A 23,080-nucleotide genomic window follows, 5' to 3' on the forward strand; every position below is an offset into this window, starting at 1 on the left:
GTTGTCTCTTTCAGGGGCAGCCTTGTGCTTTCTTTCCTTGTGTTCCTTCTCATTGCTTGTTTTGTCCCTCAGTCCGTGCAGTTCGGGTAACAGCACAACGACTGGGTTTTTCTGTTTTAATGAGGATTTTTATTGTGAAAACTAAGATGAAAGCTTGGTAAATCGCCGAACATTCTTATTTTTCTTCCGCGAAATGTTCGCTGCTGTGGCATTTGAGTGAAGCGGCCGTTCGCGCTTATCCTATACTTTAAATGGAAAGTGGGTTATGACATGTCTCCGAAAGTCGGCGTCATCATGGGCAGCAAGTCAGATTGGGATACAATGAAGTTAGCCTGTGACGTTCTGGACGAATTGGGAATCAGCTATGAGAAAAAGGTTGTATCGGCGCATCGGACGCCGGACTTGATGTTTGAATATGCGGAAACGGCTGCCGAACGCGGATTGAAGGTGATCATCGCGGGAGCAGGCGGCGCCGCGCATTTGCCCGGTATGGTCGCTGCGAAGACGGCTCTACCGGTTATTGGCGTTCCCGTCAAATCCTCGAATCTGAACGGCATCGATTCCCTGCTCTCGATTGTGCAGATGCCGGCAGGCATCCCGGTTGCGACAGTTGCGATCGGCAATGCAGGCGGCTCCAATGCCGGACTACTGGCAGCGCAGATTCTTGGCGCGTTCGATCCTGAGGTTCAGGCGCGCGTGATTGCCCGTCGCGAGCAGACGAAGCAGGCTGTGCTGGAAAGCAGTGACACGTTATGACGCAAAATGCGAAGCAGGCTGAGACGAAGATCATTCGCCCAGGGGCTACGATTGGCATTCTAGGCGGCGGTCAGCTTGGTCGAATGATGGCTTTGGCCGGCAGCAATATGGGGTATCGCTTTGTCGCGCTGGAGCCGGTGCAGGATGCGCCATGCGGTCAGGTAGCTGGCCAGATTGTTGCGGCTTATGACGATCGTGAAGCGGCAAGGGAACTGGCCAAACGGGCCGATGTAATTACGTATGAATTCGAGAACGTCGATTCCGGCGTAGCGGCAATGTTAATGGAGGAATCCTATGTGCCGCAGGGCAGCCAGCTTTTGCACACGACACAGCATCGTTTGCGCGAGAAGCGCGCAATTGAGGCGGCAGGCGTGCAGGTTGCTCCGTATGCCGAGATCGGCAGCGAGCAGGAATTGCGGGAAGCGGCAGAGCGGCTGGGTCTGCCGAGCGTGCTCAAGACCGCGACCGGCGGGTACGACGGCAAAGGGCAATGGGTACTGCGCAGTGAGGCGGATATTGCTCCGGCCTATGCGGAACTGAGCCGCTCCGGCGCTCAGCTGGTGCTTGAGCAGTTCATCCGCTTTGACAAGGAATTGTCCGTCATCGCAGCCCGCAGCTCGCTGGGAGAGATCAAGACGTTCCCGGTAGCGGAAAATATTCATGTGGATAATATTCTGCATCTGTCCATTGTCCCGGCGCGCATTTCGGAGGACATAGCCGAGCGGGCGAGAGAGCTCGCGATGAAGATCGCCGAAGGGCTGGGCGCAGTCGGATTGATTGCAGTGGAGATGTTCCTGACTGCAAGCGGCGAGTTGTACGTGAATGAGTTGGCGCCGCGTCCGCACAACAGCGGGCATTATACGATGGAAGCTTGCCGCACCTCGCAGTTCGAGCAGCATGTAAGGGCGATCTGCAGCTTGCCGCTCGGCGATACTTCCCTGATGACGCCAGTCGTGATGGTGAATGTGCTGGGAGAGCATGTCGAGCCGGTAATCGAACGGTTCGCCAAGGCAGATGAGGCCGCTGTAAAGCGCGGTGTTGCACCGAAACTGCATTTGTACGGCAAGAGCGAGGCGAAGGCAAAGCGCAAGATGGGGCATGTCAATGTATTGGCAGCATCCGTAGATCAGGCGCTGGCGTGGATCGACGAAACAAATATATGGAGGGCGTAAACACATATGTTGGAACGTTATAGCAGACCGGAAATGAGAGCGATCTGGACCGAAGAGAACAAGTTCAAGGCATGGCTGGAAGTTGAACTGTGCGCATGTGAAGCGTGGGTAGAACTGGGTGTTATTCCGAAGGAAGATGTTGAAGCGCTGCGCAGCAAAGCAACCTTCGATATCGACCGGATTTATGAAATTGAGCAGGAGACCCGCCATGATGTCATTGCCTTCACCCGTGCAGTATCCGAGACTGTAGGTCCGGAGCGCAAATGGGTGCATTACGGCTTGACCTCCACGGACGTTGTGGATACGGCGAACGGCTACCTGCTGCGTCAGGCAAATGAAATTTTGCTGCGTGACATCGAGCAGTTCATCGAAATTTTGCGCGACAAGGCGAGAGCTTACAAAGATACGCCAATGATGGGACGGACGCATGGCGTACATGCCGAACCGACTACGTTTGGCTTGAAGCTGGCGCTTTGGTATGAAGAGATGAAACGGAACCTGGAGCGCTTCCACCATGCGGCGGACGGCGTGCAATACGGCAAAATCTCCGGTGCGGTAGGCACCTACGCGAACATTGATCCGTTCGTTGAAGAATTTGTATGCCGCAAGCTGGGCACGAAGCCGGCTCCAATCTCGACCCAGACGCTGCAGCGTGACCGCCATGCCGAGTATATGGCGACTTTGGCGCTCATCGCGACTTCCCTGGACAAATTCGCAACCGAAATCCGCGCGCTTCAAAAGAGTGAGTTCCGCGAGGTTGAAGAAGCATTCGCCAAGGGGCAAAAAGGCTCATCGGCAATGCCGCACAAGCGCAACCCGATCGGCAGCGAGAACATTTCCGGCCTGGCCCGCGTAATCCGCGGTCATATGGTATCTGCTTATGAGAACGTACCGCTCTGGCATGAACGCGACATCAGCCACTCCTCGGTAGAGCGCGTTATTTTGCCGGATGCGACGATGCTGCTGAATTACATGCTGAATCGTCTGGGCAATATTATCAAGAACCTGACTGTATTCCCTGAGAATATGAAGCGCAACATGCAAGCAACGTACGGCGTGCCGTTCTCCGGCCGCGTATTGACGAAGCTGATCGACAAGGGCTTCAGCCGCGAGCAGGCTTACGACACCGTGCAACCCCGCGCGATGCAAGCTTGGGAAGAACAGCGCCAGTTCCGTGATATTGTCGAGTCGACGCCGGAAATTACCGAGGTGCTGTCTGCCGACGAAATTGCCGACTGCTTCAATCCGGCATGGCATCTGAAGCATGTAAACACGATTTTTGAACGTCTTGGCTTGAACTAAGAGAGAGGAGCGGCATCCTAATGGCAACAAGCGCAATGAACAGCGAGGCCATCGCGACCGCACAGCCTTATGTCAAGGCTCCCCTGCTGTACAAAGGGAAAGTGCGCGAGCTTTATGATCTGGGCGAGCATTTTCTGATTGTGGTAACAGACCGGATTTCCGCTTTTGACTATGTGCTGGAGCCTGCGGTCCCGAACAAGGGCAACGTGCTGAACCGGCTGAGCGCCTACTGGTTTGAACAGACGGCGGACATTATGAACAACCATGTGGTGCATACCGATGTGGATAAGCTTGGCGATGTAGTTACACGCCCTGACCTGCTGCGGGACAGAATTATGGTGACGCGCAAGGCGGAGCGAATTGATATCGAATGCGTCGTGCGGGGCTATATCACGGGAGGCGGCTGGAGACAATATGTAAAAACGTCCGCGATCAATGGCATCGAGCTGCCGGCCGGCCTGCGCAAGAACGAACGCTTTGCAAAACCGCTCTTCACGCCGGCGGCGAAGAACGATGTGGGCCATGACGAGGACATTCCGTTCTCCCGCATGCAGGAGATGATCGGCGCTGAACTGGCGGAGGACCTGCGCGACCGCAGTATCCGCCTGTATGAATTCGCTCATGCACATTGCGAGAAGCAGGGTATCATCCTTGCGGACTGCAAATTCGAATTTGGTCTCATTGACGGCGAGGTTATCGTGATCGACGAAATTTTCACCCCGGATTCCTCGCGCTTCTGGGCGCAAGACAAGTACGAGTTGGACACCGAGATCGACAGCATGGACAAGGAACCTGTGCGCACGTATCTGCTGAACTCGGATTGGGACCAGAGCGGTCCGCCGGCTCCGCTGCCTGAGCAGGTTGTTGCCGAAACAACACGCCGTTATCTGGATATTTACAAGCGGCTGACCGGAAACTAGCTTCCGGTACCCCTGGTAAAGGCGGCGTGCCAACGATATTACGTTTGGCCTGATCGTTCGTTTATAAGATAAATAGTTTAACAAATAAATTATCAGTCATCTCTCATTTCTAGGAGGAGTAACAAAGCGATGAAAGCAACCGTATATGTCACGATAAAGCAAAATGTATTGGACCCTCAAGGAAGCGCAGTACAAGGAGCTTTGCATACCATGGGCTTTGCAGAAGTCGGCAAGGTTCGCGTCGGCAAATATCTGGAGCTTGAACTGGACACCACAGACCGTTCCGAAGCGGAAACACGCCTGACAGCTATGTGCGAGAAGCTGCTTGCGAATACGGTCATTGAAGATTACCGCTTTGAATTGGAGGGCTAATCAATGAAGTTTGCAGTAATCGTATTCCCAGGCTCGAACTGTGATATCGACTGCTATAAGGCGGTAGAAGATACGATCGGCCAGAAGGTTGATTACGTATGGCATACAGCAACAGATTTATCGGACTATGATTGCATTCTCGTACCGGGTGGCTTCTCCTACGGCGACTATCTGCGCTGCGGCGCGATCGCGCGTTTTGCACCGGTTATGAATGAGGTGCGCAAAGCGGCTGACGCTGGCAAATATGTGCTGGGCATCTGCAACGGTTTCCAAATCCTCACCGAAGCTGGCCTGCTCCCGGGCGCATTGCTGCGCAACAACGGCATGAAATTCCGCTGCCATGCCACTGAGCTGGAAGTGGTCAGCAACAACACAGCTTTCACAAACCAGTATGCGCTTGGCGAAAGCATCAATATCCCAATCGCACACGGCGAAGGCAACTACTATTGTGATGACGCGACACTGGCTGAACTGAAAGCGAATAATCAGATTGTGTTCCGCTATGCAGCGGGCGCCAATCCGAACGGTTCGGTTGAAGATATTGCGGGCGTAAGCAACAAGCAGGGAAATGTAGTCGGCATGATGCCGCATCCGGAGCGCGCAGTGGATCAATTGCTCGGCTCCGAGGATGGCAAACGGATGTTTACATCGATTTTGAATGCATGGAGGGAACAACATGGCGCAGCAATTAACAGCTAAGGAACCGACGCCGGAGCAGATTGCCGATCAGCAAATCTACAAGCAAATGGGCGTAACGGACAATGAATATGAACTGATCTGCGGTTTTCTTGGCCGCCAGCCAAACTATACGGAGATTGGGGTATTCAGCGTAATGTGGTCGGAGCACTGCTCCTACAAAAACTCCAAAAACGTTCTGAGACGCTTCCCGACCAGCGGACCGAAAGTGCTGATGGGTCCAGGCGAGGGCGCAGGTATTGTAGATATCGGCGACAATCAGGCCGTTGTTTTCAAAATTGAATCCCATAACCACCCGTCGGCAATCGAGCCTTATCAGGGTGCAGCAACCGGGGTAGGCGGCATTATCCGCGATATCTTCTCCATGGGCGCGCGTCCTGTAGCGCTGTTGAACAGCTTGCGTTTTGGCCGTCTTCAAAATGAGCGCGTGCGCTATCTGTTCGAGCATGTAGTCAGCGGGATTGCAGGCTACGGCAACTGTATCGGGATTCCGACTGTCGCCGGAGAGGTGATGTTCGATGAGAGCTATGAAGGCAATCCGCTTGTTAACGCGATGTGCGTCGGTCTGATCGATCATGATAAAATCCAACGCGGCGTAGCGAAAGGGGTAGGCAACCCGGTATTTTATGTAGGTCCAGCAACTGGACGCGACGGTATTCACGGCGCAACCTTTGCCTCGGAGGAACTGACAGAAGAATCCGAAGCAAAACGCCCTGCCGTACAAGTAGGCGACCCGTTCATGGAGAAGCTCGTTATGGAAGCTTGTCTCGAACTGATTGATACAGGCATCGTGCTTGGTATTCAGGATATGGGAGCGGCAGGTTTGACATGCTCCAGCGCGGAGATGGCTTCCAAGGCAGGCAACGGCCTGGAGCTGTATCTGGACGAAGTACCGCAACGCGAAGAAGGCATGACCCCTTATGAGATGATGCTGTCCGAGTCCCAGGAGCGCATGCTGTTCGTGGTTGAACCGAAGGATGAGGCGCAAGCGCGCGAGATTTTCGAGCGTTGGGGCATTATTTGCGCGAAGGTCGGCAAAGTAACGGATGACGGACGTTTGCGTCTGTTCCACCAAGGCGAGCAAGTGGCGGATATGCCGGTAACTGCGCTCGTTGATGAGTGTCCGGTATACGACAAGCCTAGCAAGGAGCCTGCTTACTACGGTGAAAATGCGAAGATCGACACGGCAGCTTACCCTGAGGTGAAAGACCTGACGGGTGCGCTGAAGCAGGTGCTTGCTTCTCCAACAGTGGCAAGCAAGGAATGGGTTTACAACCAGTATGACTATATGGTTCGCACCAGCACGGCTGTACAGCCGGGATCGGACGCTGCGGTTGTGACCATCCACGGTACTCGCAAGGCGCTGGCGATGACCACAGATTGTAACGGACGCTATGTGTACCTGGACCCTGAGGTGGGCGGACGAATTGCTGTAGCCGAAGCTGCGCGCAATATCGTATGCTCCGGCGCAGAGCCGCTGGCGATTACAGACAACCTGAACTTCGGCAACCCGGAGAAGCCTGAAGTGTTCTGGCAGATTGAGAAATCAGTTGACGGTATGGCAGAAGCTTGCCGTGAGCTGGACACCCCGGTTATCGGCGGAAATGTCAGCTTGTACAACGAAAATGCCAAAGGCGCAATCTATCCGACACCTGTAGTCGGCATGGTTGGTCTTGTGCATGATGTCGACCATATTACAACGCAAAGCTTCAAGTCCGAAGGCGACCGTATTATTCTCGTTGGAAACACCAAGGCAGAGCTGGGCGGCAGTGAGCTGCAATATGTCGTGCATGGTGTGACTGAGGGACGTCCTCCGACGCTTGATTTGGCGGGAGAGAAGAAGCTGCTGGACGCTGTGCTTGGCGCGATTCAAAAAGGGTATGTTGCTTCTGCGCATGACCTTTCTGAGGGCGGACTGGCAGCTGCACTGGCTGAATCCGCTATTAGCGGCAAGTTGGGTGCGCAAGTAAATGTACAAAGCGACTTGCGCCCAGATATCGCATTATTTAGTGAGAGCCAATCGCGTATTTTGCTGACGGCCAAACCCGAGCAGGCAGAAACGCTGAATAAATGGCTGGCAGAGCAAGGCGTTGTAAGCGCTGAAATCGGTATCGTAAAAGGAACAGAACTGAACATTCAAGTGAACGGACAGCCGGCAGTACAAGCTCCGGTTGAACAATTGGAGAAGGTCTGGAAGGATGCGATTCCATGTCTGATGAATTAAGACAGCCTCCCAAGCTGTGGACAGGCGATCATTATAACGAAGGAATCGGCAGGGATGATATTTTCGACAAGCTGAGAGAGGAGTGCGGCGTATTCGGGGTATTCGGTTACCCCGATGCTTCCGCGCTTGCCTATTACGGCCTTCATGCCCTTCAACACCGCGGCGAGGAAAGCTGCGGGATCGCGACCGTGGATTCCGCAACCAAGGGCTTTCACTATCACCGAGGCATGGGACTGGTCAAGGAAGTCTTTCCGCAGTCCCAGCTTGATGAGTTGACTGGCGACCGAGCGATCGGCCATGTGCGTTATTCGACATCCGGCTCCAGCAAATTGGCGAACGCACAGCCTCTGATCTTCAAATACAGAGACGGCGATCTCGCAGTTGCAACCAACGGCAATATCGTCAATGCTCCGGAAATCCGGCATGAGCTGGAGATGCAAGGCTCCATCTTCCAGACAACGAGCGATACGGAAGTTATCGCGCATCTGATTGCGCGTTCGTCGAAAGACTTCGTAACCGCGACGAAGGAAGCATTGCAGCGGATCATCGGCGGCTTTGCCTTCCTGATCATGACCAATGACAAGCTGATCGTCGCCTCGGACCCGAATGGTCTGCGCCCGCTTTGTATGGGGCGTCTTGGCGACGGTTATGTATTCGCTTCTGAGACCTGTGCACTCGAGACCGTAGGGGCGGTCTATGAGCGTGATGTGCAGCCGGGCGAAATGCTGGTTCTGGACAGCGCCGGCATGATCGAGGACCATTATACAGTTATGGAGCGCCGCGCTATTTGCTCCATGGAGTACATTTATTTTGCACGCCCGGATTCGGATATTAACGGCATTAACCTCCATTCCGCGCGCAAGCGGATGGGCTACCAGATGGCGATGGAATCCTTTGTGGATGCGGATGTGGTTACCGGGGTGCCGGATTCCAGTATTTCCGCAGCGATCGGCTACGCCGAGCAGACGGGCATCCCGTATGAGCTTGGATTGATCAAAAATAAATATACCGGACGGACCTTCATCCAGCCTTCGCAGGAATTGCGTGAGAAAGGCGTCAAGATGAAACTAAGCGCGGTGCGCAAAGTCGTTGAAGGCAAGCGGGTAGTTATGATTGACGACTCTATTGTACGCGGCACGACCTCCCGGCGCATTGTGAACATGCTGCGTGAAGCGGGAGCGACCGAGGTGCATGTGCGCATTACTTCGCCGCCGTTTGCCAACCCGTGCTACTACGGAATTGACACGCCTGACCGCAAGGAGCTTATTGCTTCGGAGAAGACGGTTGAGGAGATTTGCAATATCATTAATGCGGACTCTCTGGCGTTTATCAGCAAGGAAGGCTTTATTGAATCGGTAGGCGGCAATGACGGAGAATTCAATCGCGGCATGTGCCTGGCCTGCTTCGACAATGACTATCCGACAGTGATTGATGCGGAATCGGAGAAAAGCTGCAGTTGTTGAGACTGCTGCCATCTTAGTGTCTGGAACAAGCTAAATATGGTCGATTCTTCAATCAAAGCCCGTCTGAAAATAAATGAACAGTGTACGTGGAATTTCAATCTTGATAGGGAGTTGAATCGAGTGGCTGAAGCATACAAGCAGGCCGGGGTGGACATTGCCGCGGGCAATGAAGCGGTCGAGCGCATGAAAAAGCACGTGAAGAAGACATTTCGTCCGGAAGTTCTGACGGATTTGGGCGGATTTGGCGGCTTATTCGGACTGAACAAAGACAAGTATGAGGAGCCTGTACTCGTATCGGGCACAGACGGCGTCGGCACGAAGCTTATGCTGGCGTTCGCCATGGACAAGCATGACACCATCGGTATTGATGCGGTTGCCATGTGTGTGAACGATATTGTCGTACAAGGGGCGGAGCCGCTCTTCTTCCTCGATTATCTGGCTTGCGGCAAAGTTGTGCCGGAGAAGATCGAAGCGATTGTCAAAGGCATCGCCGACGGCTGCGTTCAATCCGGCTGCGCGCTTATTGGCGGTGAAACTGCTGAGATGCCGGGCATGTACAGCGAGGAAGAATACGATATCGGCGGATTTACAGTTGGTGTTGTCGACAAGAAGAAAATTATCGACGGCAAAACGATCGCTCCGGGCGATGTGCTGATCGGTCTTGCTTCCAGCGGCATTCACAGCAACGGCTTCTCGCTTGTGCGCAAGCTTCTGCTTGAGAAGTGCGGTTATGCGCTGACGGATGAGCTGCCTGAGCTTGATGGCAAGCGTCTGGGCGATGTGCTGATCGAGCCGACCAAGCTGTATGTGAAGCCGGTACTGGCGCTGATCGAGAAAATCAAGGTGAAGGGTATGGCTCATATTACTGGGGGCGGCTTCATCGAGAATATTCCGCGCGTGCTGCCGGAAGGCGTGAACGCTCATATTGAATACGGCTCCTGGCCGATCCAGCCCATCTTCCAGCTGATGCAGGAGAAGGGCGCGATCACGAACCGCGACATGTTCACCACGTTCAACATGGGTGTAGGAATGGTCGTTGTCGTGCCGGCGGATCAGGCAGAGGAAGCGCTTCGTATTGCAGGTGAGCTTGGCGAGCAGGCTTACCGGATCGGTACCATTACGGAGGGCAGCCGCGTTGTCACCTTTACGGGGGCGGAAGTCTGATGGCGGGTTTGAAAATCGCCGTATTTGCGTCAGGGCAGGGAACGAACTTTCAAGCTCTGGTCGATTCGGTAAAGGAAGGACGGCTCGATGGCTCCATCGAGCTTCTTGTTTGTGACAAGCCGCAGGCCGCGGTCGTCGAGCGGGCGGAGCGTGCCGGGATTGCAGCATGGCTGTTCAAGCCGAAGGAGTATGCTTCCCGCGAAGCCTATGAGACGGAAATTCTCGCGGAGCTTGAGCGCCGCGGCATCGAGTTGATCGTGCTGGCGGGCTATATGCGGATTCTTACCCCTGTCCTGGTCGAGCCGTATTACGGACGCATGATTAATATTCACCCGTCGCTGCTCCCGGCTTTCCCTGGGGTGAACGGTATCGGGCAAGCACTGGAGTATGGCGTAAAAATGACAGGCGTCACCGTGCACTATGTAGATGGCGGCCTGGACAGCGGCCCGATCATTGCCCAGCGCGCGGTTGAAGTGGCGGATGATGATGCGGAAGAAACGCTTGCCCCGCGAATTCACGCGGCGGAGCAAGCGCTGCTTCCATGGGTTGTGCAGCAGATTGCACATGGACGGGTACAATTGGACGGACGCAAGGTGAAGCTGTCGCCCTTGCAATAGTAAGCAACCGACCCACCGACTCTACCACAAGTCGTTGGCTTTGCAGCACCAGGCACGGAATGTCATGGGCAGGAGAACCGTTATGGCACGCAACCATTCTTTCTGTGCCCATAGCATACGGGAACTTTTATGGCAGCTTCACGGCAGCCTGCAATATGTACGTCAATGTACGGTGAAAATTTTATCCATATCAGGAGGGTGACAAGCGTTGGCTATCAAAAGAGCGTTAATTAGTGTATCGGACAAAACAGGCATTGTAGAATTTTCGCGCGAATTGTCCAAGCTCGGTGTAGAGATTATTTCCACAGGCGGAACAGCTACACTTCTGGAGAAGGAAGGCGTGCCGGTAATCGGAATCTCCGATGTGACAGGCTTCCCTGAAATTATGGACGGTCGCGTTAAAACCTTGCATCCGGCTGTACACAGCGGTTTGCTGGCTGTTCGCGATAATGAGGAGCATCAGCAATCCATGAAGGAGCTTGGTCTGGACTACATCGATCTCGTTATCGTGAATCTGTATCCTTTCCAACAGACGATTGCCAAGCCGGACGTTTCCTATGAGGAAGCCATCGAAAATATCGATATCGGCGGACCAACGATGCTGCGCTCTGCTGCGAAGAACCATGCGTTCGTTACCGTTGTTGTTGATGCTGCGGACTATGCTTCTGTTCTTGAAGAAATCCGTGCCGGAGAAGATACTACGCTGGAGACGCGCAAGCGCCTGGCTGCAAAAGTATTCCGCCACACCGGAGCCTATGATGCGCTGATTTCAGATTATCTGTCCAAACAGACAGGCGAGCCGCTCCCTGAGCGTTATACCGTAACCTACGAAAAGGTGCAAGATTTGCGCTATGGCGAGAATCCGCATCAGAAGGCGGCCTTCTACCGCAAGCCGCTTGCTGAACAGGGCAACATTACGACAGCCGAGCAACTGCACGGCAAGGAATTGTCTTACAACAACATCAATGATGCCAACGCCGCGCTCTCCATTGTCAAGGAGTTCACAGAGCCTGCGGTTGTTGCGGTCAAGCATATGAACCCTTGCGGCGTCGGGATCGGCAAGGATATTCATGAAGCGTATCAAAAAGCTTACGCTGCCGATCCGACATCGATCTTCGGCGGGATTGTTGCTGCCAATCGTACGATTGATGAAGAAACAGCATCGCTGCTCAAGGAGATTTTCCTGGAAATCATCATTGCGCCTGACTTTACGCCAGCAGCATTCGAGATTTTATCGGCGAAGAAGAACATTCGACTGCTCAAGCTTGGCGAGTTGACAAGCTCCGCAGACCGCAAGCCGGAATGGCTCGTAACGAGCGTAGACGGCGGTATGCTCGTACAGGAGAGCGATGTGCACAGCATCACGGATGCGGACCTGAAAGTTGTGACCAACCGTCAGCCAACTGAAGAAGAACTAAAGCAGTTGCTGTTCGGATGGAAGGTTGTGAAGCATGTGAAGTCCAATGCGATCTTGCTGGCGGCTGACAACATGACCGTAGGCGTAGGCGCAGGACAAATGAACCGTGTCGGTGCGGCTCGCATTGCCATTGAGCAAGCTGGTGAAAAGGCAAAAGGCGCGATTCTTGCTTCCGATGCATTCTTCCCGATGGGCGATACGCTGGAGTTGGCTGCCAAAGCGGGCATTACAGCAGTTATTCAGCCAGGCGGCTCCATTCGTGACGAGGAATCCATTGCGGTAGCCAATGCGCACAACATTGCGATGGTACTTACGGGCGTAAGACATTTCAAGCATTAATACAGCACATAGGCACGGAGATGAGAGCAACTGGTTAACCTGGTTAGCCCTTCACACCGTTAACCTGTAACCACATCAATAATCAATTGCATGAATCATACAGCTGCTTAAAAATAAGCCGGATGAATAATGCAAACAACGCATCCAGCTTCGCATCGTTGGCGTGAAGCCGGGTGCTTGTTTTGTACTTGAAAGCCAATTTTATTTACTTATCAAGGGGGAAATTATTCGTGCGTTTGTTAGTCGTCGGCGGCGGTGGCCGTGAGCATGCTATCGTATGGGCATTGAAGAAGAGCGAGAAAGTATCGGAGATTTATTGCGCGCCGGGCAATGCGGGAATTGCCCAATTGGCAGAATGTGTCCCGATTGCAGTGGACAAATTCGATGAACTGGTTCAATTTTCGATTGATCATGCCATTGATCTTGTCGTTATCGGCCCGGATGATCCGCTGGCTGCAGGTATCGTCGATGCTTTTGAAGCCAAGAACATTCCGGTCTTTGGACCGCGCAAGAATGCGGCGGAAATTGAAGGCAGCAAGATTTTCATGAAGGGGCTGCTCAAAAAGTACAATATTCCGACAGCCAAATATGAGACATTCACGAATTATGCCGAGGCTTCCGCTTATTTGGCGGAACAGGCGCTGCCGATTGTCATCAAGGCGGACGGACTAGCTGCCGGCAAAGGGGTGACAGTTGCTTTTACAATGGAAGAGGCACAACAGTCACTGAAAGATATGATGGTGAACAAAATATTCGGAGCGTCCGGTGATCAAGTTGTCATTGAGGAGTTTCTGGAAGGACAGGAAATGTCCATTCTGGCATTCGTTGACGGAGAAACGGTTCGCCCGATGGTTCCGGCTCAGGACCATAAGCCGGCATTTGATGGAGATAAAGGACCGAATACAGGCGGTATGGGCACGTATACGCCGCTGCCGCATATTCCGCAATCCATTGTCGATGATGCGATTGAACATATTATCAAGCCGACTGCCAAAGCGATGGTCAGCGAAGGACGTCCGTTCCGCGGCGTGTTGTTTGCCGGTCTGATGATTACGAAGGATGGTCCGAAGACCATTGAATTCAATTCACGGATGGGCGATCCGGAAACTCAGGTCGTACTGCCGCGTCTGAAGACAGATCTGGTCGACATTATTCTCGCTGCACTGAACGGCTGTCTGGATCAATTGGAGATCGAATGGAGCGACGAGGCGGCAGTATGCGTCGTTCTCGCATCCGAAGGTTATCCTGCGAGCTATCCGAAGGGACTTCCGATCTCTGGACTGGAGGAGGCTGCAGCAAAGGACGGCGTACTGATCTTCCACGCAGGCACGGCGTCCAAGGATGGGCAGTTCGTAACAAATGGCGGCCGTGTGCTTGGTGTCGTAGGCGTAGGCGCAGATACAGCGGATGCGCGTGACCGTGCTTATGCTGCTGCGCGTTCCATTCACTTCGATGGCGTCCATTACCGTTCGGATATTGCCGTTAAAGCGTTGCAGGGCTTGCAAAGCTAATCAACAAACGTAATGAAGCGGTCGGCATTGGAACCTTTCGTAAGGCGTGTCTTAATCGAAAGTTATTCGCCCAACTTATATAGACCGGAATGTGGAGGAGGTGTGTCCTTTAAGAGAGGACATTGCCTCCTTTTTGTCTGTCAAATGGTGGACACAGAGGGTATACAAAGGTCCGTGCTACTCTTCATTAGAGGTTCTATATATAGTTGAGGTTTCGATAGTTATATCTATATATAGGGTGAGGGCTGGTTGGGAAAAGGTATGCCCTATGTCCACTATTTGATGGACAAAAAACATGAAAAATCCACTCTAAGCTTACAAATTGTAAAGAGGTTACATCATTTAATTAAACATTATAACGTTATATTTATTTTAAAAGTCAGATGTGTTAAGCTGATTGCAGTGAAATGTACGATATAACTTGAACGAATCAAAGTCGAGCAGGGCCTCCGTATGAAGGGTTCTTCGGATCGCTGTTGTTCCCGTATTTCTTGCATGACATGAATGTTAGTGAACTCCTTATTTACACGAGAACAAGAAAGGAGGAATGGAGTAATTATGGAAAATGTGCTGCGCAATGTCCGGCTGTTGCATGGTGGAGGCGTTGCTGCTGATGGACCTATAGTTCGTGTTGGCGATCAGGCTGGCGATCAGGCTGATGGCGACGCGCCAATGGTCGATATTACATTCGCTGGGGAGCGGATTAGCGGAATTGTCCCGGCAGGCATTGGAGAAGGAAATACGCTATGGGACGGCGTAGGGAGCGAAACCTATGTCTCCAGCGGCTGGATCGATATGCATGTGCATGCAATGAGCGAGCTTCATCCCTATGGGGATGAAATCGATGAGATCGGCATCAAACAGGGCGTGACGACAATCGTGGATGCCGGAAGCTGTGGGGCGGACCGAATTGCCGAACTTTATGAAGCAGGCAAGGACTCGGATACTAGGCTGCTGGCGTTCCTGAACATATCCCGAATCGGTCTGGAACGGGTCGATGAGCTGTCCCGGCTGGAGTGGCTGGATGAAGCGCTTGTGCGCCAAGCGACCCGACAATACCCGGAATTTATCGTGGGCTTGAAGGCGAGAATGAGCCGGAGTGTTGTGAAGGAACAGGGGATTGAGCCGCTCGAGATTGCGCGCAAGCTGTCTGGAGGGGCGGGACTGCCGCTGATGGTTCACATCGGCTCTGCGCCGCCGGCTATCCAGGAGGTGCTTCGTCTCCTGGAGCAGGGGGATATTGTGACCCATTATTTGAACGGTAAGCCGAACAATGTGTTTGGCGCCGATGGCCAGCCGCTGCCGGAACTGCTGGACGCGATAGCAAGGGGCGTTCATCTTGATGTCGGCCACGGAACGGCTAGTTTCTCCTTCCATATTGCGGAGAAGGCGAAGCTAGCTGGCATTCCACTGCATACAATCAGCACGGATATTTATCGGGGGAACCGTCTGAATGGGCCTGTATACAGCATGTCTGCGGTTCTCACGAAATTTCTGCACTTGGGCTATAGTCTGGGAGAGGTCATTCGCGCTGTTACGGTGAACGCTGCGGCATGGCTCGGAAGGCCGGAACTTGCCGAAATTCTGGTTGGTTCGCCAGCAGATTTGACTGTTTTTACAGTGGAGCAGGGTGAACAGGTGTTAATGGATTCAGAGGGCGCTAAGCGGACAGCGGAGCGAATCATTCAACCAAAGGGGGTTGTTCGAAATGGATCATTCATTGCATGCTAGATACGGATTGAAACGGGTGGTCAATTCAAGTGGAAGAATGAGCATTCTTGGTGTGTCGGCTCCGACGGATGGGGTCATGAACGCCATGAGGACCGGTGGTCAGCAGTATGTGGAAATGGCCGATCTGGTGGAGAAGTCCGGACAATATGTAGCCCGTATCCTTGGGTCGGAAGCGGCTGTTGTCGTCAATTCCGCATCGAGCGGGATTGCGCTGACCGTAGCAGCAGCCGTTACGCGCGGCAATCGCCGCACGAGCCTGCGGCTCCATCAGGAGAAGGTCGAGAAGAACGAGATCATTTTGTTCAAGGGGCATAACGTTCAGTACGGAGCGCCCATAGAGACAATGGTATGGCTTGGAGGCGGGCAGATTGTGGAGGTCGGTTATGCCAATGAAGGGCGCAAGGAGCATATCGAAGAGGCGATCAATGAACGTACCGCCGCGATTCTCTTTGTCCAGTCTCATCATTGCGTGCAGAAGAACATGATTAAGGTTGAAGAAGCCTGGGAGGTTGCGCAAAAGCATGGCATCCCGCTGATCGTCGATGCGGCGGCGGAGGAGGATGTTCGGAAGTATGTGCAGTGCTCCGATCTGGCTATCTACAGCGGCTCGAAAGCGATTGAGGGACCAACATCCGGTATCGTCGGCGGCAAGGCTGCATACGTGGATTGGGTAAAAACGCAGCTTCACGGCATCGGCAGAAGCATGAAGGTTGGCAAAGAGACGATCTTCGGACTGCTGCAAGCTCTGGATGAGTATATCGTCAAAGAAGACAAAAGCGAGCAGGAAAAGGCTGCTCTTGAAACGCTCCAGCAACTTGCGAAGCTCCCCGGCGTGAATGTCAGTATTGTGCAGGATGAGGCGGGAAGAGCAATCTTTCGCGGGCGCATCCGTATTGATGAGCAGGCGGCTGGCGTATCTGCCAAAGCGGTGAATAATCAGCTTCGTGAGGGTCAAATTGCGGTCTATACCCGGGATTATGGCGTGCGTCAGGGGTATTTTGATATTGATCCGCGCTCCTTGCAGGGTGACGATCTTCAGGTCATTGTGAATCGCATTGAAGAAATTATAAGGGGGAGCAAATAAATGTCCGGTATTTATAATCGTTTGTACAAAAATAAAGCGGCGCTCAACGTACTTGCACATGGTATTGATAATGCAAAGGAAGTGTTCGAGGCATCGGAAGGACATGTACTCGTCGGCATCCTGTCCAAGGATTATCCGAATGCGGAGGCAGCAGCAGAGGCGATGCAGGCCTATGGACGGGAGATTGAAGATGCCGTATCTATCGGCCTCGGAGCAGGGGACAACAGGCAGGGAGCCGTTGTGGCGGAAATCGCCAAATCGTATGCGGGCAATCATATTAATCAGATTTTTCCTGTGGTCGGGGCGACACGCGCCAATCTCGCAAGCCAGGGCAAGGATAGCTGGATTAACAGTCTTGTATCGCCATCCGGCCAGGCGGGGTATGTGAATATCTCTACGGGCGTACACAGCGCGGGCGTTGCCGACAAAGCGATTATCCCGATTAAAGCAGCGATTGCGCTCGTTCGCGACATGGGCGGCAATGCGCTGAAATATTTTCCGATGCAAGGGCTCAAGCTGGAAGAGGAGTATCGGGCTGTTGCCAAGGCTTGCGGCGAGGAAGGCTTTGCACTGGAGCCGACAGGCGGCATTGATCTGGACAACTTCGAACCGATCGTGGAAATTGCGCTGGCCGCAGGTGTGCCTCAAGTTATCCCGCATGTGTATTCCTCCATCATTGATGGGGCAACAGGCCGAACCAGAATTGAGGATGTTCGCACCCTGCACAGCAGCCTGAAAGCTCTCGTAGACCGGTATGTTTAAGGTAGCCGCTTTCGGAGAGGTCATGATGCGTCTGGAGGTTCCGGGCTATTCCACGCTGGCGCAGGGAAACAGCCTGGATTATTCATTTTCGGGAACCGGGGTCAACGTCATGTCGGCTCTTTCCCGGTTCGGACATGAAGCCTATCTCATCAGCACGCTGCCGGATAATCCGCTCGGAGAAGCTGCTATGGCTTACTTGCGCAAGCTTGGTCTACACACGCTCTGGATTCAGCGCGGCGGCAAATATGTCGGCCAGTACTTCCTGGAGCATGGATTCGGCGCCCGTCCCAGCAGGGTTACGTATACGGACCGTCTCGGCAGCAGCTTCAATACGGTGGCGTACCCGGAGGAAGCATGGAGCCGAATTGCCGAGGGACTCGATGCTGTGCATGTATGCGGGATTACGCTGGCCATGAATAATTTGGCGCGAACTCAAATGAAGCGGCTAGCCAGTGAGGTGAAGCGACGCGGCGGCATCATTATTTTCGACTGCAATTATCGTCCTTCCCTGTGGGGGCCGGATGGTTACACGCAAGCAAAACCTCATTATATCGACATGCTGCAAGCGGCGGACATCGTGTTCATGAACGAGAAAGATGCGATGTTTACGCTTGGCATGGAGACGGAGGAATGTGATCGAATAGCGCAGTTGGAGCATTTGATTCCGCAGGTTGCAAGGGAGTTTGGCATTCGAACGATTGCAGGAACACACCGACAAATTAACGGGGATCATACGCATACATTGACGGGCTACATCTATAAGACAGAGACAGAGACAGACAGAGAGGTTGGCGACAGCGGATTCACTTACTCCATGCCGCTTACGTTCCCGGTTTATGACCGGGTTGGAGCTGGCGATGCCTACGCGAGCGGAATTATTCACGCCCAGTTGCTGGGGTATGAATCGGAATATGCGGTTGAATATGCAGCTGCCGCCGCGATGCTGGCTCATACGGTTCATGGCGATACGCCGATTTCCTCGGAAGCTGATGTAGTAAAGGCCATGTCGGGCCGAACCCGCGATATTGAAAGGTAGTGTGATGATAAGGTGTCTATTTCGCGGAAAAAAGGGCCTTTGTATTTGCAAGTAAAAAAGATTGTCAAGGATCGGATTCTGCACGGCATATATCCGCTGGGGACGAATATTCCTCCCGAGCCGCAGCTTGAGAAGGAATTTCAGGTGAGCAAAATGACGGTGCGCAATGCGATTCGCGAGCTGTCGCTTGAAGGCTACGTGGAGAAGAAGAGCGGTGTCGGGACGATTGTGCTTCGGAACACCTCCCTATCCAAGCTGTCCAAAGGGAAGCGATTCACCGAGCTGCTGGTCGAGGAAGGCCATCGGCTGGAGAAGAAACTCGTTTCGTCGGCTCCTGTTCGCCTTGAGGAAGGTAGTGAGCTTCGTGAGCTGTTCGGCGCCGAATGCTACCGGATTGAACGGCTGTATGTACTGAATGATCAGCCCTATATTCATATGGTTCATCTGTTGTCGCGCGAGGCGAATCTGGGTAGTGAAAGCGTTGTGATCGAGTCGGAAGTATCCGATATGCAGTCTTTGTACGAACTGCTCGAGGAAAAAAATATGGTGTTAGACCATTTCCGTGATGGGTTCCTGGTGGATTTCGCGACGCCGGAGACAGCGAAGTTGCTTGGCTTGCAGCCTGGAGCACCGGTGCTTAAGCGGATTCGCTATTCTTATGATGCTGAAGGGAACCTGATTGAATACAGCATGGGCTGCTACAATACGGACCTGCACCATTATGTCGTCAACTACGATACATGAATAATGTCCTACTGGAAAGAGCCTGTACGGATCATCCTTTTGCCAAAGGGGGTCTGGACAGGCTTGTTTTGCAATAAGGACAATCGATTCAATTTTTATTAAACAGCTCATTCCGCTTCGAGTAAATGAAAAGGACGGCGACGATTATCCCTGCAACGAGCAGTACGACCAGCCAGTTTTGAGCCAGCCAGTTGAAAAACCCGGCCATTGGCAAGCACCTCCTTCTTTGCTCTTTAGTATGACCAGGGAATGAAGCGGCAAACCGCTGGTCTGACAATTGACTGCTTTTCACGAGGGCAGGTCCCAAGACAAAGGCAGCATTGTATGGTTTAATAAGGAATAACAGGTGTCGGCAGCGAATCTTGTAAAGGATGGGATGTATGTTGCGAGTAATAAAGAGAATGCAATGGAACAGAAAGTCGTGTTCGCTGCTGCTTTTAATGATGACGATGATCCTGCTCTCGGCTTGCGGCGGAGAAAAGGAACTGCGCTCTGAACCTAACAATAAGGGGGATGTAGGCGAAATTATCGATCCGGTGACGCCTGTTTCAGAACCAGAGCAGGGATTCAAAGCGCCGTTCACGGGCTTGAAGCTGGAAGAGAAGACGGAAGCCCGCCCGATTGCCGTAATGGTAAACAATTACAAGGCGGCACGGCCCCAGTCCGGCCTGACCAATGCCGATATTATATGGGAAGTGCTGGCGGAAGGCGGCATCACCCGTCTTGTAGCGATCTTCCAGAGCTATGAGGGGACAGAGCGGATTGGCCCGATCCGCAGCATTCGGCCGTATCTGATCGAGATGGGCGAGATGTACAAGGCGGTGCTTGTCCATGCCGGAGCGAGCAATGACGGCTATGCGATACTGCAGCAGCAGCGCAAAGAGCATCTGGATGAAATCTCGAATGCAGGTCCGTTCTTCTGGCGGGAGAAATTCCGCAAGCCGCCGCATAATCTGTACTCCAATCTGGAGAAAATGCGCGAGGGCGCCCAGCAGAAGAAGTACACGGAGCAGGTACAAATCCCTTCTATGACGTTTGTTGCTGAAGGAGAGGTTCCACCGGCTACAGCAGCAGGCGTAAAGGCGGAAGAAATTGATTTGTATTTTTCTCTGAAGAATTATCATGTCTCCTATACCTACGATGCTAACACAAAATTGTATAGCCGGTTCATCAACAAGGAGCCGCATATTGATTTGGATAATGAGCAGCAGTTGACGGCTTCCAACTTGGTGGTGCTCGGCACCCGTCATCGGACGCTGGATGATGTGGGGCGGCTGTCCGTTGATCTGACCGGCGGCGGTCCGGCGATGCTGTTCCAGGAAGGCAAAATGGTGGAGGCCGAGTGGGTTCGCAGCTCTGCCGACGATATTATCCGTATTATGAAAGACGGGCAGGAGCTGCCATTTGTGCCGGGCAAGACGTATTATCATCTGGTGCCGCTGACGCCTTCGTTTGAAGACCATGTGACCATTGGATAAAGTAGGCCGATTTGGCGAACAATGAAGGCGCAAAGGTTGCGTCTTTTTTGCTTTGTCCGCGAAGGTTCTCGTATTGTATTGTAGCAAATCATGAATGGCAGCGGCAGGAAGTTGTCGTTCGGGATGGATGAAAGATCATCCAAATGTAAAATAATTTGAATGATTTTGTAAATGGATATAGAAGTATTAACTCCAAATTTTACATGTAGAAAACACTTATCAAGAAAATTCGAGAAAATGCGATATTTTTTCATAAACGTTGACATTGCCTTAACAATTCTCATGTAAAGTATGTTAAGATAAGTTTCGGCTGGTCAGCTTAGCAATAAGCGGAGCATGCCGCTTACTGTTGCCCAGGCAAGGCATGACTAGATGCCCAGCCACATTTGCTTGCGCCAAAGAGCAGGACGAGCTAATTGCCCGTCTGTGATTGCGGCCTTGGGGATGGTCGGCTTCAGAGCTGCTGGCTGTTGTTTTAACTTACTAATAATGCTCACTGCAAAGGGGATTTTTCGAAGGTGAAGAAAAAGAATATATTTTTCAAGACGCTTGAAGAGATGTCCGACACGATTGTAGAGGCCGTGGAATACTTTTCTGCAAATGTGGCCGACCTCAAGGATATTCCGGCGTTCGCCAAGGATATGAAGGAATTTGAATCCAAATGCGACCGCTATGTGCATACCATCCTGACCGAGCTGAACAAAACGTTCATCACGCCGATTGAGCGTGAGGACATTATGGCTCTCACCACCTCCCTGGACGATGTGCTGGATGGTATTGAGGCGTGCGCTTCCCGTTTTGAGATGTATCATATTCAAGAGCCGGATGAGTATATTGTGCTCTTCGCAGACAATCTGGTTCGCAGCGCGCACCAGATCAAGAAGGCGATCTACCTGCTCAGCGAGAAGAAGCTGCTTGCCATCCGTGAGCCGGCGATTGCGATTAACGAGTTGGAGAATCAGGCGGACGATCTGCTGCGTGTCTGTGTGAAGAGCCTGTTCGCTTCCGAGAAAGACCCGATTGAACTGATCAAGCGCAAGGAAATTTACGAGCGTCTGGAACAGACTACGGATTGTTGTGAGGATGTTGCCAATACACTCGAATCTATCGTGATGCGGAATAGCTAGGAGCGAGGGCTAAATGATGGATTCAGCTTTTATTATCTTATGTGTCGTTGTTTTTCTGGCCCTTGCTTTTGACTTTATTAACGGCTTCCATGATACGGCCAATGCGATTGCGACATCGGTATCGACACGGGCATTGTCGCCGCGGGTGGCTATTTTGCTAGCTTCCACAATGAACTTCGTCGGCGCGTTAACCTTCACCGGCGTAGCGAAGACAATCGGAGGCAGCGTGGCAAACCCTGCAGATTTGGAGCACGGGGTACAGATTGTCATAGCCGCTTTGCTGGCTGCGATTATATGGAACCTGGTTACCTGGTGGTTCGGCATTCCGTCCTCTTCCTCACATGCGCTTATTGGCGCGCTGGCAGGCTCGGTTATCGGAGCAGCAGGCATTGCGGGCATTAACGGCAGCGGCTTTACGAGCATTATTCAGGCGCTGATCTTCTCACCGCTGATCGCCTTTACGTTGGGTTTCACCCTGATGTGGCTGCTCAAAAAGATTTTTGCCAATCGCAGTCCGCACCAGATCAACAAGGGCTTCCGCACGGGACAAATTTTTACCGCGGCGTTCCAGGCGTTCACGCATGGTACGAACGATGCACAGAAGGCGATGGGGATTATCACCTTTGCCCTCGTTGCCGCAGGCGTTCAGGACAATCTGGATGTACCGTTGTGGGTTAAATTGTCCGCTGCTACGGCGATGGCCCTCGGAACTTCTGTCGGTGGATGGAAAATCATCAAGACGATGGGGACAAAAATATTCAAAATCGAGCCGATCAATGGTTTCGCTGCTGACGCGGCGTCCGCGGCGGTTATTTTGGCGGCGACCATTACGCATTTTCCGGTCAGCACGACGCATACAATCACCTCCTCGATTCTCGGGGTGGGCAGCGCCAAGCGTTTCTCTGGCGTAAAATGGTCGGTAGCCGGACGGATCATCATTGCATGGGTTATCACAATCCCGATCTCCCTTGTACTCGGCATGATTCTATTCCAATTGATCAATTGGATCTGGCTGTAATCCATAGCCGGCAAGATGAACAACTATCAAGCATAAGCATTAGATATCAAAGAAGGCTCTCCCTGCAAAAACATGCTCCCTTGAAGCGGTCAGGATGAATGGAATCAACCTGCCGCCTGACAAGGGAGCCATGTGCGACGCGAAATT

The 23,080-nt window shown here is 52.7% G+C and carries 20 protein-coding genes; all 20 read left to right on the forward strand.

The annotated features are described in order from the left end of the window. Positions 1-270: 270 nt before the first annotated feature. The 20 genes from purE (at position 271) to JFN88_RS07635 (ending at position 22,933) form a co-directional block, all read left to right on the forward strand. Positions 271-756, forward strand: a complete 486-nt coding sequence (purE, locus tag JFN88_RS07540; protein ID WP_199018715.1) for a 5-(carboxyamino)imidazole ribonucleotide mutase — start codon at positions 271-273, stop codon at positions 754-756. Beyond that, positions 753-1,928, forward strand: a complete 1,176-nt coding sequence (gene purK / locus JFN88_RS07545; RefSeq protein WP_199018716.1) for a 5-(carboxyamino)imidazole ribonucleotide synthase — start codon at positions 753-755, stop codon at positions 1,926-1,928. The genes purE and purK overlap by 4 nt, the downstream gene beginning before the upstream one ends. A gap of 6 nt (positions 1,929-1,934) precedes the next feature. Then, a complete protein-coding gene (gene purB / locus JFN88_RS07550) occupies positions 1,935-3,230 on the forward strand; it encodes an adenylosuccinate lyase (RefSeq protein WP_199018717.1) in 1,296 nt (431 codons plus the stop codon). Positions 3,231-3,250: 20 nt separating this feature from the next. Further along, the gene (locus JFN88_RS07555) at positions 3,251-4,150 is read left to right on the forward strand and encodes a phosphoribosylaminoimidazolesuccinocarboxamide synthase (RefSeq protein ID WP_379166274.1); all 900 of its coding nucleotides are present in this window, start codon (positions 3,251-3,253) and stop codon (positions 4,148-4,150) included. 129 nt (positions 4,151-4,279) lie between these two features. Continuing rightward, positions 4,280-4,522, forward strand: coding sequence for a phosphoribosylformylglycinamidine synthase subunit PurS (gene purS / locus JFN88_RS07560; RefSeq protein ID WP_199018718.1), 243 nt, complete (start codon positions 4,280-4,282; stop codon positions 4,520-4,522). Between the two features lie 3 nt (positions 4,523-4,525). Then, positions 4,526-5,221, forward strand: a complete 696-nt coding sequence (gene purQ / locus JFN88_RS07565; RefSeq protein ID WP_199018719.1) for a phosphoribosylformylglycinamidine synthase subunit PurQ — start codon at positions 4,526-4,528, stop codon at positions 5,219-5,221. Next, positions 5,199-7,442 (forward strand): phosphoribosylformylglycinamidine synthase subunit PurL, encoded by a 2,244-nt coding sequence (gene purL, locus JFN88_RS07570; RefSeq protein ID WP_199018720.1) that lies wholly within the window; start codon positions 5,199-5,201, stop codon positions 7,440-7,442. The genes purQ and purL overlap by 23 nt, the downstream gene beginning before the upstream one ends. Then, positions 7,427-8,905, forward strand: a complete 1,479-nt coding sequence (purF, locus tag JFN88_RS07575; protein WP_199018721.1) for an amidophosphoribosyltransferase — start codon at positions 7,427-7,429, stop codon at positions 8,903-8,905. The genes purL and purF overlap by 16 nt, the downstream gene beginning before the upstream one ends. 120 nt (positions 8,906-9,025) lie before the next feature. Next, the gene (gene purM / locus JFN88_RS07580; RefSeq protein ID WP_199018722.1) at positions 9,026-10,069 is read left to right on the forward strand and encodes a phosphoribosylformylglycinamidine cyclo-ligase; all 1,044 of its coding nucleotides are present in this window, start codon (positions 9,026-9,028) and stop codon (positions 10,067-10,069) included. Continuing rightward, positions 10,069-10,686: a phosphoribosylglycinamide formyltransferase gene (gene purN / locus JFN88_RS07585; RefSeq protein ID WP_199018723.1), complete on the forward strand. Its 618-nt coding sequence runs from the start codon at positions 10,069-10,071 to the stop codon at positions 10,684-10,686. The genes purM and purN overlap by 1 nt, the downstream gene beginning before the upstream one ends. A 208-nt stretch (positions 10,687-10,894) precedes the next feature. Further along, positions 10,895-12,442: a bifunctional phosphoribosylaminoimidazolecarboxamide formyltransferase/IMP cyclohydrolase gene (gene purH, locus JFN88_RS07590; RefSeq protein WP_199018724.1), complete on the forward strand. Its 1,548-nt coding sequence runs from the start codon at positions 10,895-10,897 to the stop codon at positions 12,440-12,442. A gap of 230 nt (positions 12,443-12,672) precedes the next feature. After that, a complete protein-coding gene (gene purD / locus JFN88_RS07595; RefSeq protein ID WP_199018725.1) occupies positions 12,673-13,953 on the forward strand; it encodes a phosphoribosylamine--glycine ligase in 1,281 nt (426 codons plus the stop codon). 672 nt (positions 13,954-14,625) lie between these two features. After that, a complete protein-coding gene (locus JFN88_RS07600; RefSeq protein ID WP_199018744.1) occupies positions 14,626-15,684 on the forward strand; it encodes an amidohydrolase/deacetylase family metallohydrolase in 1,059 nt (352 codons plus the stop codon). Then, a complete protein-coding gene (locus tag JFN88_RS07605) occupies positions 15,662-16,768 on the forward strand; it encodes a DgaE family pyridoxal phosphate-dependent ammonia lyase (protein WP_199018726.1) in 1,107 nt (368 codons plus the stop codon). The genes JFN88_RS07600 and JFN88_RS07605 overlap by 23 nt, the downstream gene beginning before the upstream one ends. Beyond that, entirely contained in the window at positions 16,769-17,530 is a 762-nt protein-coding gene (gene dagF, locus JFN88_RS07610) for a 2-dehydro-3-deoxy-phosphogluconate aldolase (protein ID WP_199018727.1), read from the forward strand. It begins immediately after the preceding gene. Then, the gene (locus JFN88_RS07615) at positions 17,523-18,566 is read left to right on the forward strand and encodes a sugar kinase (RefSeq protein ID WP_199018728.1); all 1,044 of its coding nucleotides are present in this window, start codon (positions 17,523-17,525) and stop codon (positions 18,564-18,566) included. The genes dagF and JFN88_RS07615 overlap by 8 nt, the downstream gene beginning before the upstream one ends. A gap of 12 nt (positions 18,567-18,578) precedes the next feature. Next, complete coding sequence (locus JFN88_RS07620) at positions 18,579-19,310, forward strand: GntR family transcriptional regulator (protein WP_199018729.1); 732 nt, start codon at positions 18,579-18,581, stop codon at positions 19,308-19,310. Between the two features lie 380 nt (positions 19,311-19,690). Beyond that, positions 19,691-20,788, forward strand: a complete 1,098-nt coding sequence (locus tag JFN88_RS07625; RefSeq protein WP_233167544.1) for a DUF3048 domain-containing protein — start codon at positions 19,691-19,693, stop codon at positions 20,786-20,788. 518 nt (positions 20,789-21,306) lie between these two features. Further along, positions 21,307-21,915: a DUF47 domain-containing protein gene (locus tag JFN88_RS07630; RefSeq protein WP_332908446.1), complete on the forward strand. Its 609-nt coding sequence runs from the start codon at positions 21,307-21,309 to the stop codon at positions 21,913-21,915. A 16-nt stretch (positions 21,916-21,931) separates the two neighbouring features. Next, positions 21,932-22,933, forward strand: coding sequence for an inorganic phosphate transporter (locus JFN88_RS07635; RefSeq protein WP_199018747.1), 1,002 nt, complete (start codon positions 21,932-21,934; stop codon positions 22,931-22,933). Positions 22,934-23,080: the final 147 nt, after the last annotated feature.

Source organism: Paenibacillus roseus, assembly GCF_016424485.1.
Classification (GTDB): domain Bacteria; phylum Bacillota; class Bacilli; order Paenibacillales; family Paenibacillaceae; genus Paenibacillus_D; species Paenibacillus_D roseus.

Coding starts and splice junctions, on each gene's coding strand:
- purE (WP_199018715.1), top strand. CDS start 271: ATGTCTCCGAAAGTCGGCGTCATCATGGGCAGCAAGTCAGATTGGGAT.
- purK (WP_199018716.1), top strand. CDS start 753: ATGACGCAAAATGCGAAGCAGGCTGAGACGAAGATCATTCGCCCAGGG.
- purB (WP_199018717.1), top strand. CDS start 1,935: ATGTTGGAACGTTATAGCAGACCGGAAATGAGAGCGATCTGGACCGAA.
- JFN88_RS07555 (WP_379166274.1), top strand. CDS start 3,251: ATGGCAACAAGCGCAATGAACAGCGAGGCCATCGCGACCGCACAGCCT.
- purS (WP_199018718.1), top strand. CDS start 4,280: ATGAAAGCAACCGTATATGTCACGATAAAGCAAAATGTATTGGACCCT.
- purQ (WP_199018719.1), top strand. CDS start 4,526: ATGAAGTTTGCAGTAATCGTATTCCCAGGCTCGAACTGTGATATCGAC.
- purL (WP_199018720.1), top strand. CDS start 5,199: ATGGCGCAGCAATTAACAGCTAAGGAACCGACGCCGGAGCAGATTGCC.
- purF (WP_199018721.1), top strand. CDS start 7,427: ATGTCTGATGAATTAAGACAGCCTCCCAAGCTGTGGACAGGCGATCAT.
- purN (WP_199018723.1), top strand. CDS start 10,069: ATGGCGGGTTTGAAAATCGCCGTATTTGCGTCAGGGCAGGGAACGAAC.
- JFN88_RS07600 (WP_199018744.1), top strand. CDS start 14,626: ATGGTCGATATTACATTCGCTGGGGAGCGGATTAGCGGAATTGTCCCG.
- JFN88_RS07605 (WP_199018726.1), top strand. CDS start 15,662: ATGGATCATTCATTGCATGCTAGATACGGATTGAAACGGGTGGTCAAT.
- dagF (WP_199018727.1), top strand. CDS start 16,769: ATGTCCGGTATTTATAATCGTTTGTACAAAAATAAAGCGGCGCTCAAC.
- JFN88_RS07615 (WP_199018728.1), top strand. CDS start 17,523: ATGTTTAAGGTAGCCGCTTTCGGAGAGGTCATGATGCGTCTGGAGGTT.
- JFN88_RS07625 (WP_233167544.1), top strand. CDS start 19,691: ATGTTGCGAGTAATAAAGAGAATGCAATGGAACAGAAAGTCGTGTTCG.
- JFN88_RS07635 (WP_199018747.1), top strand. CDS start 21,932: ATGGATTCAGCTTTTATTATCTTATGTGTCGTTGTTTTTCTGGCCCTT.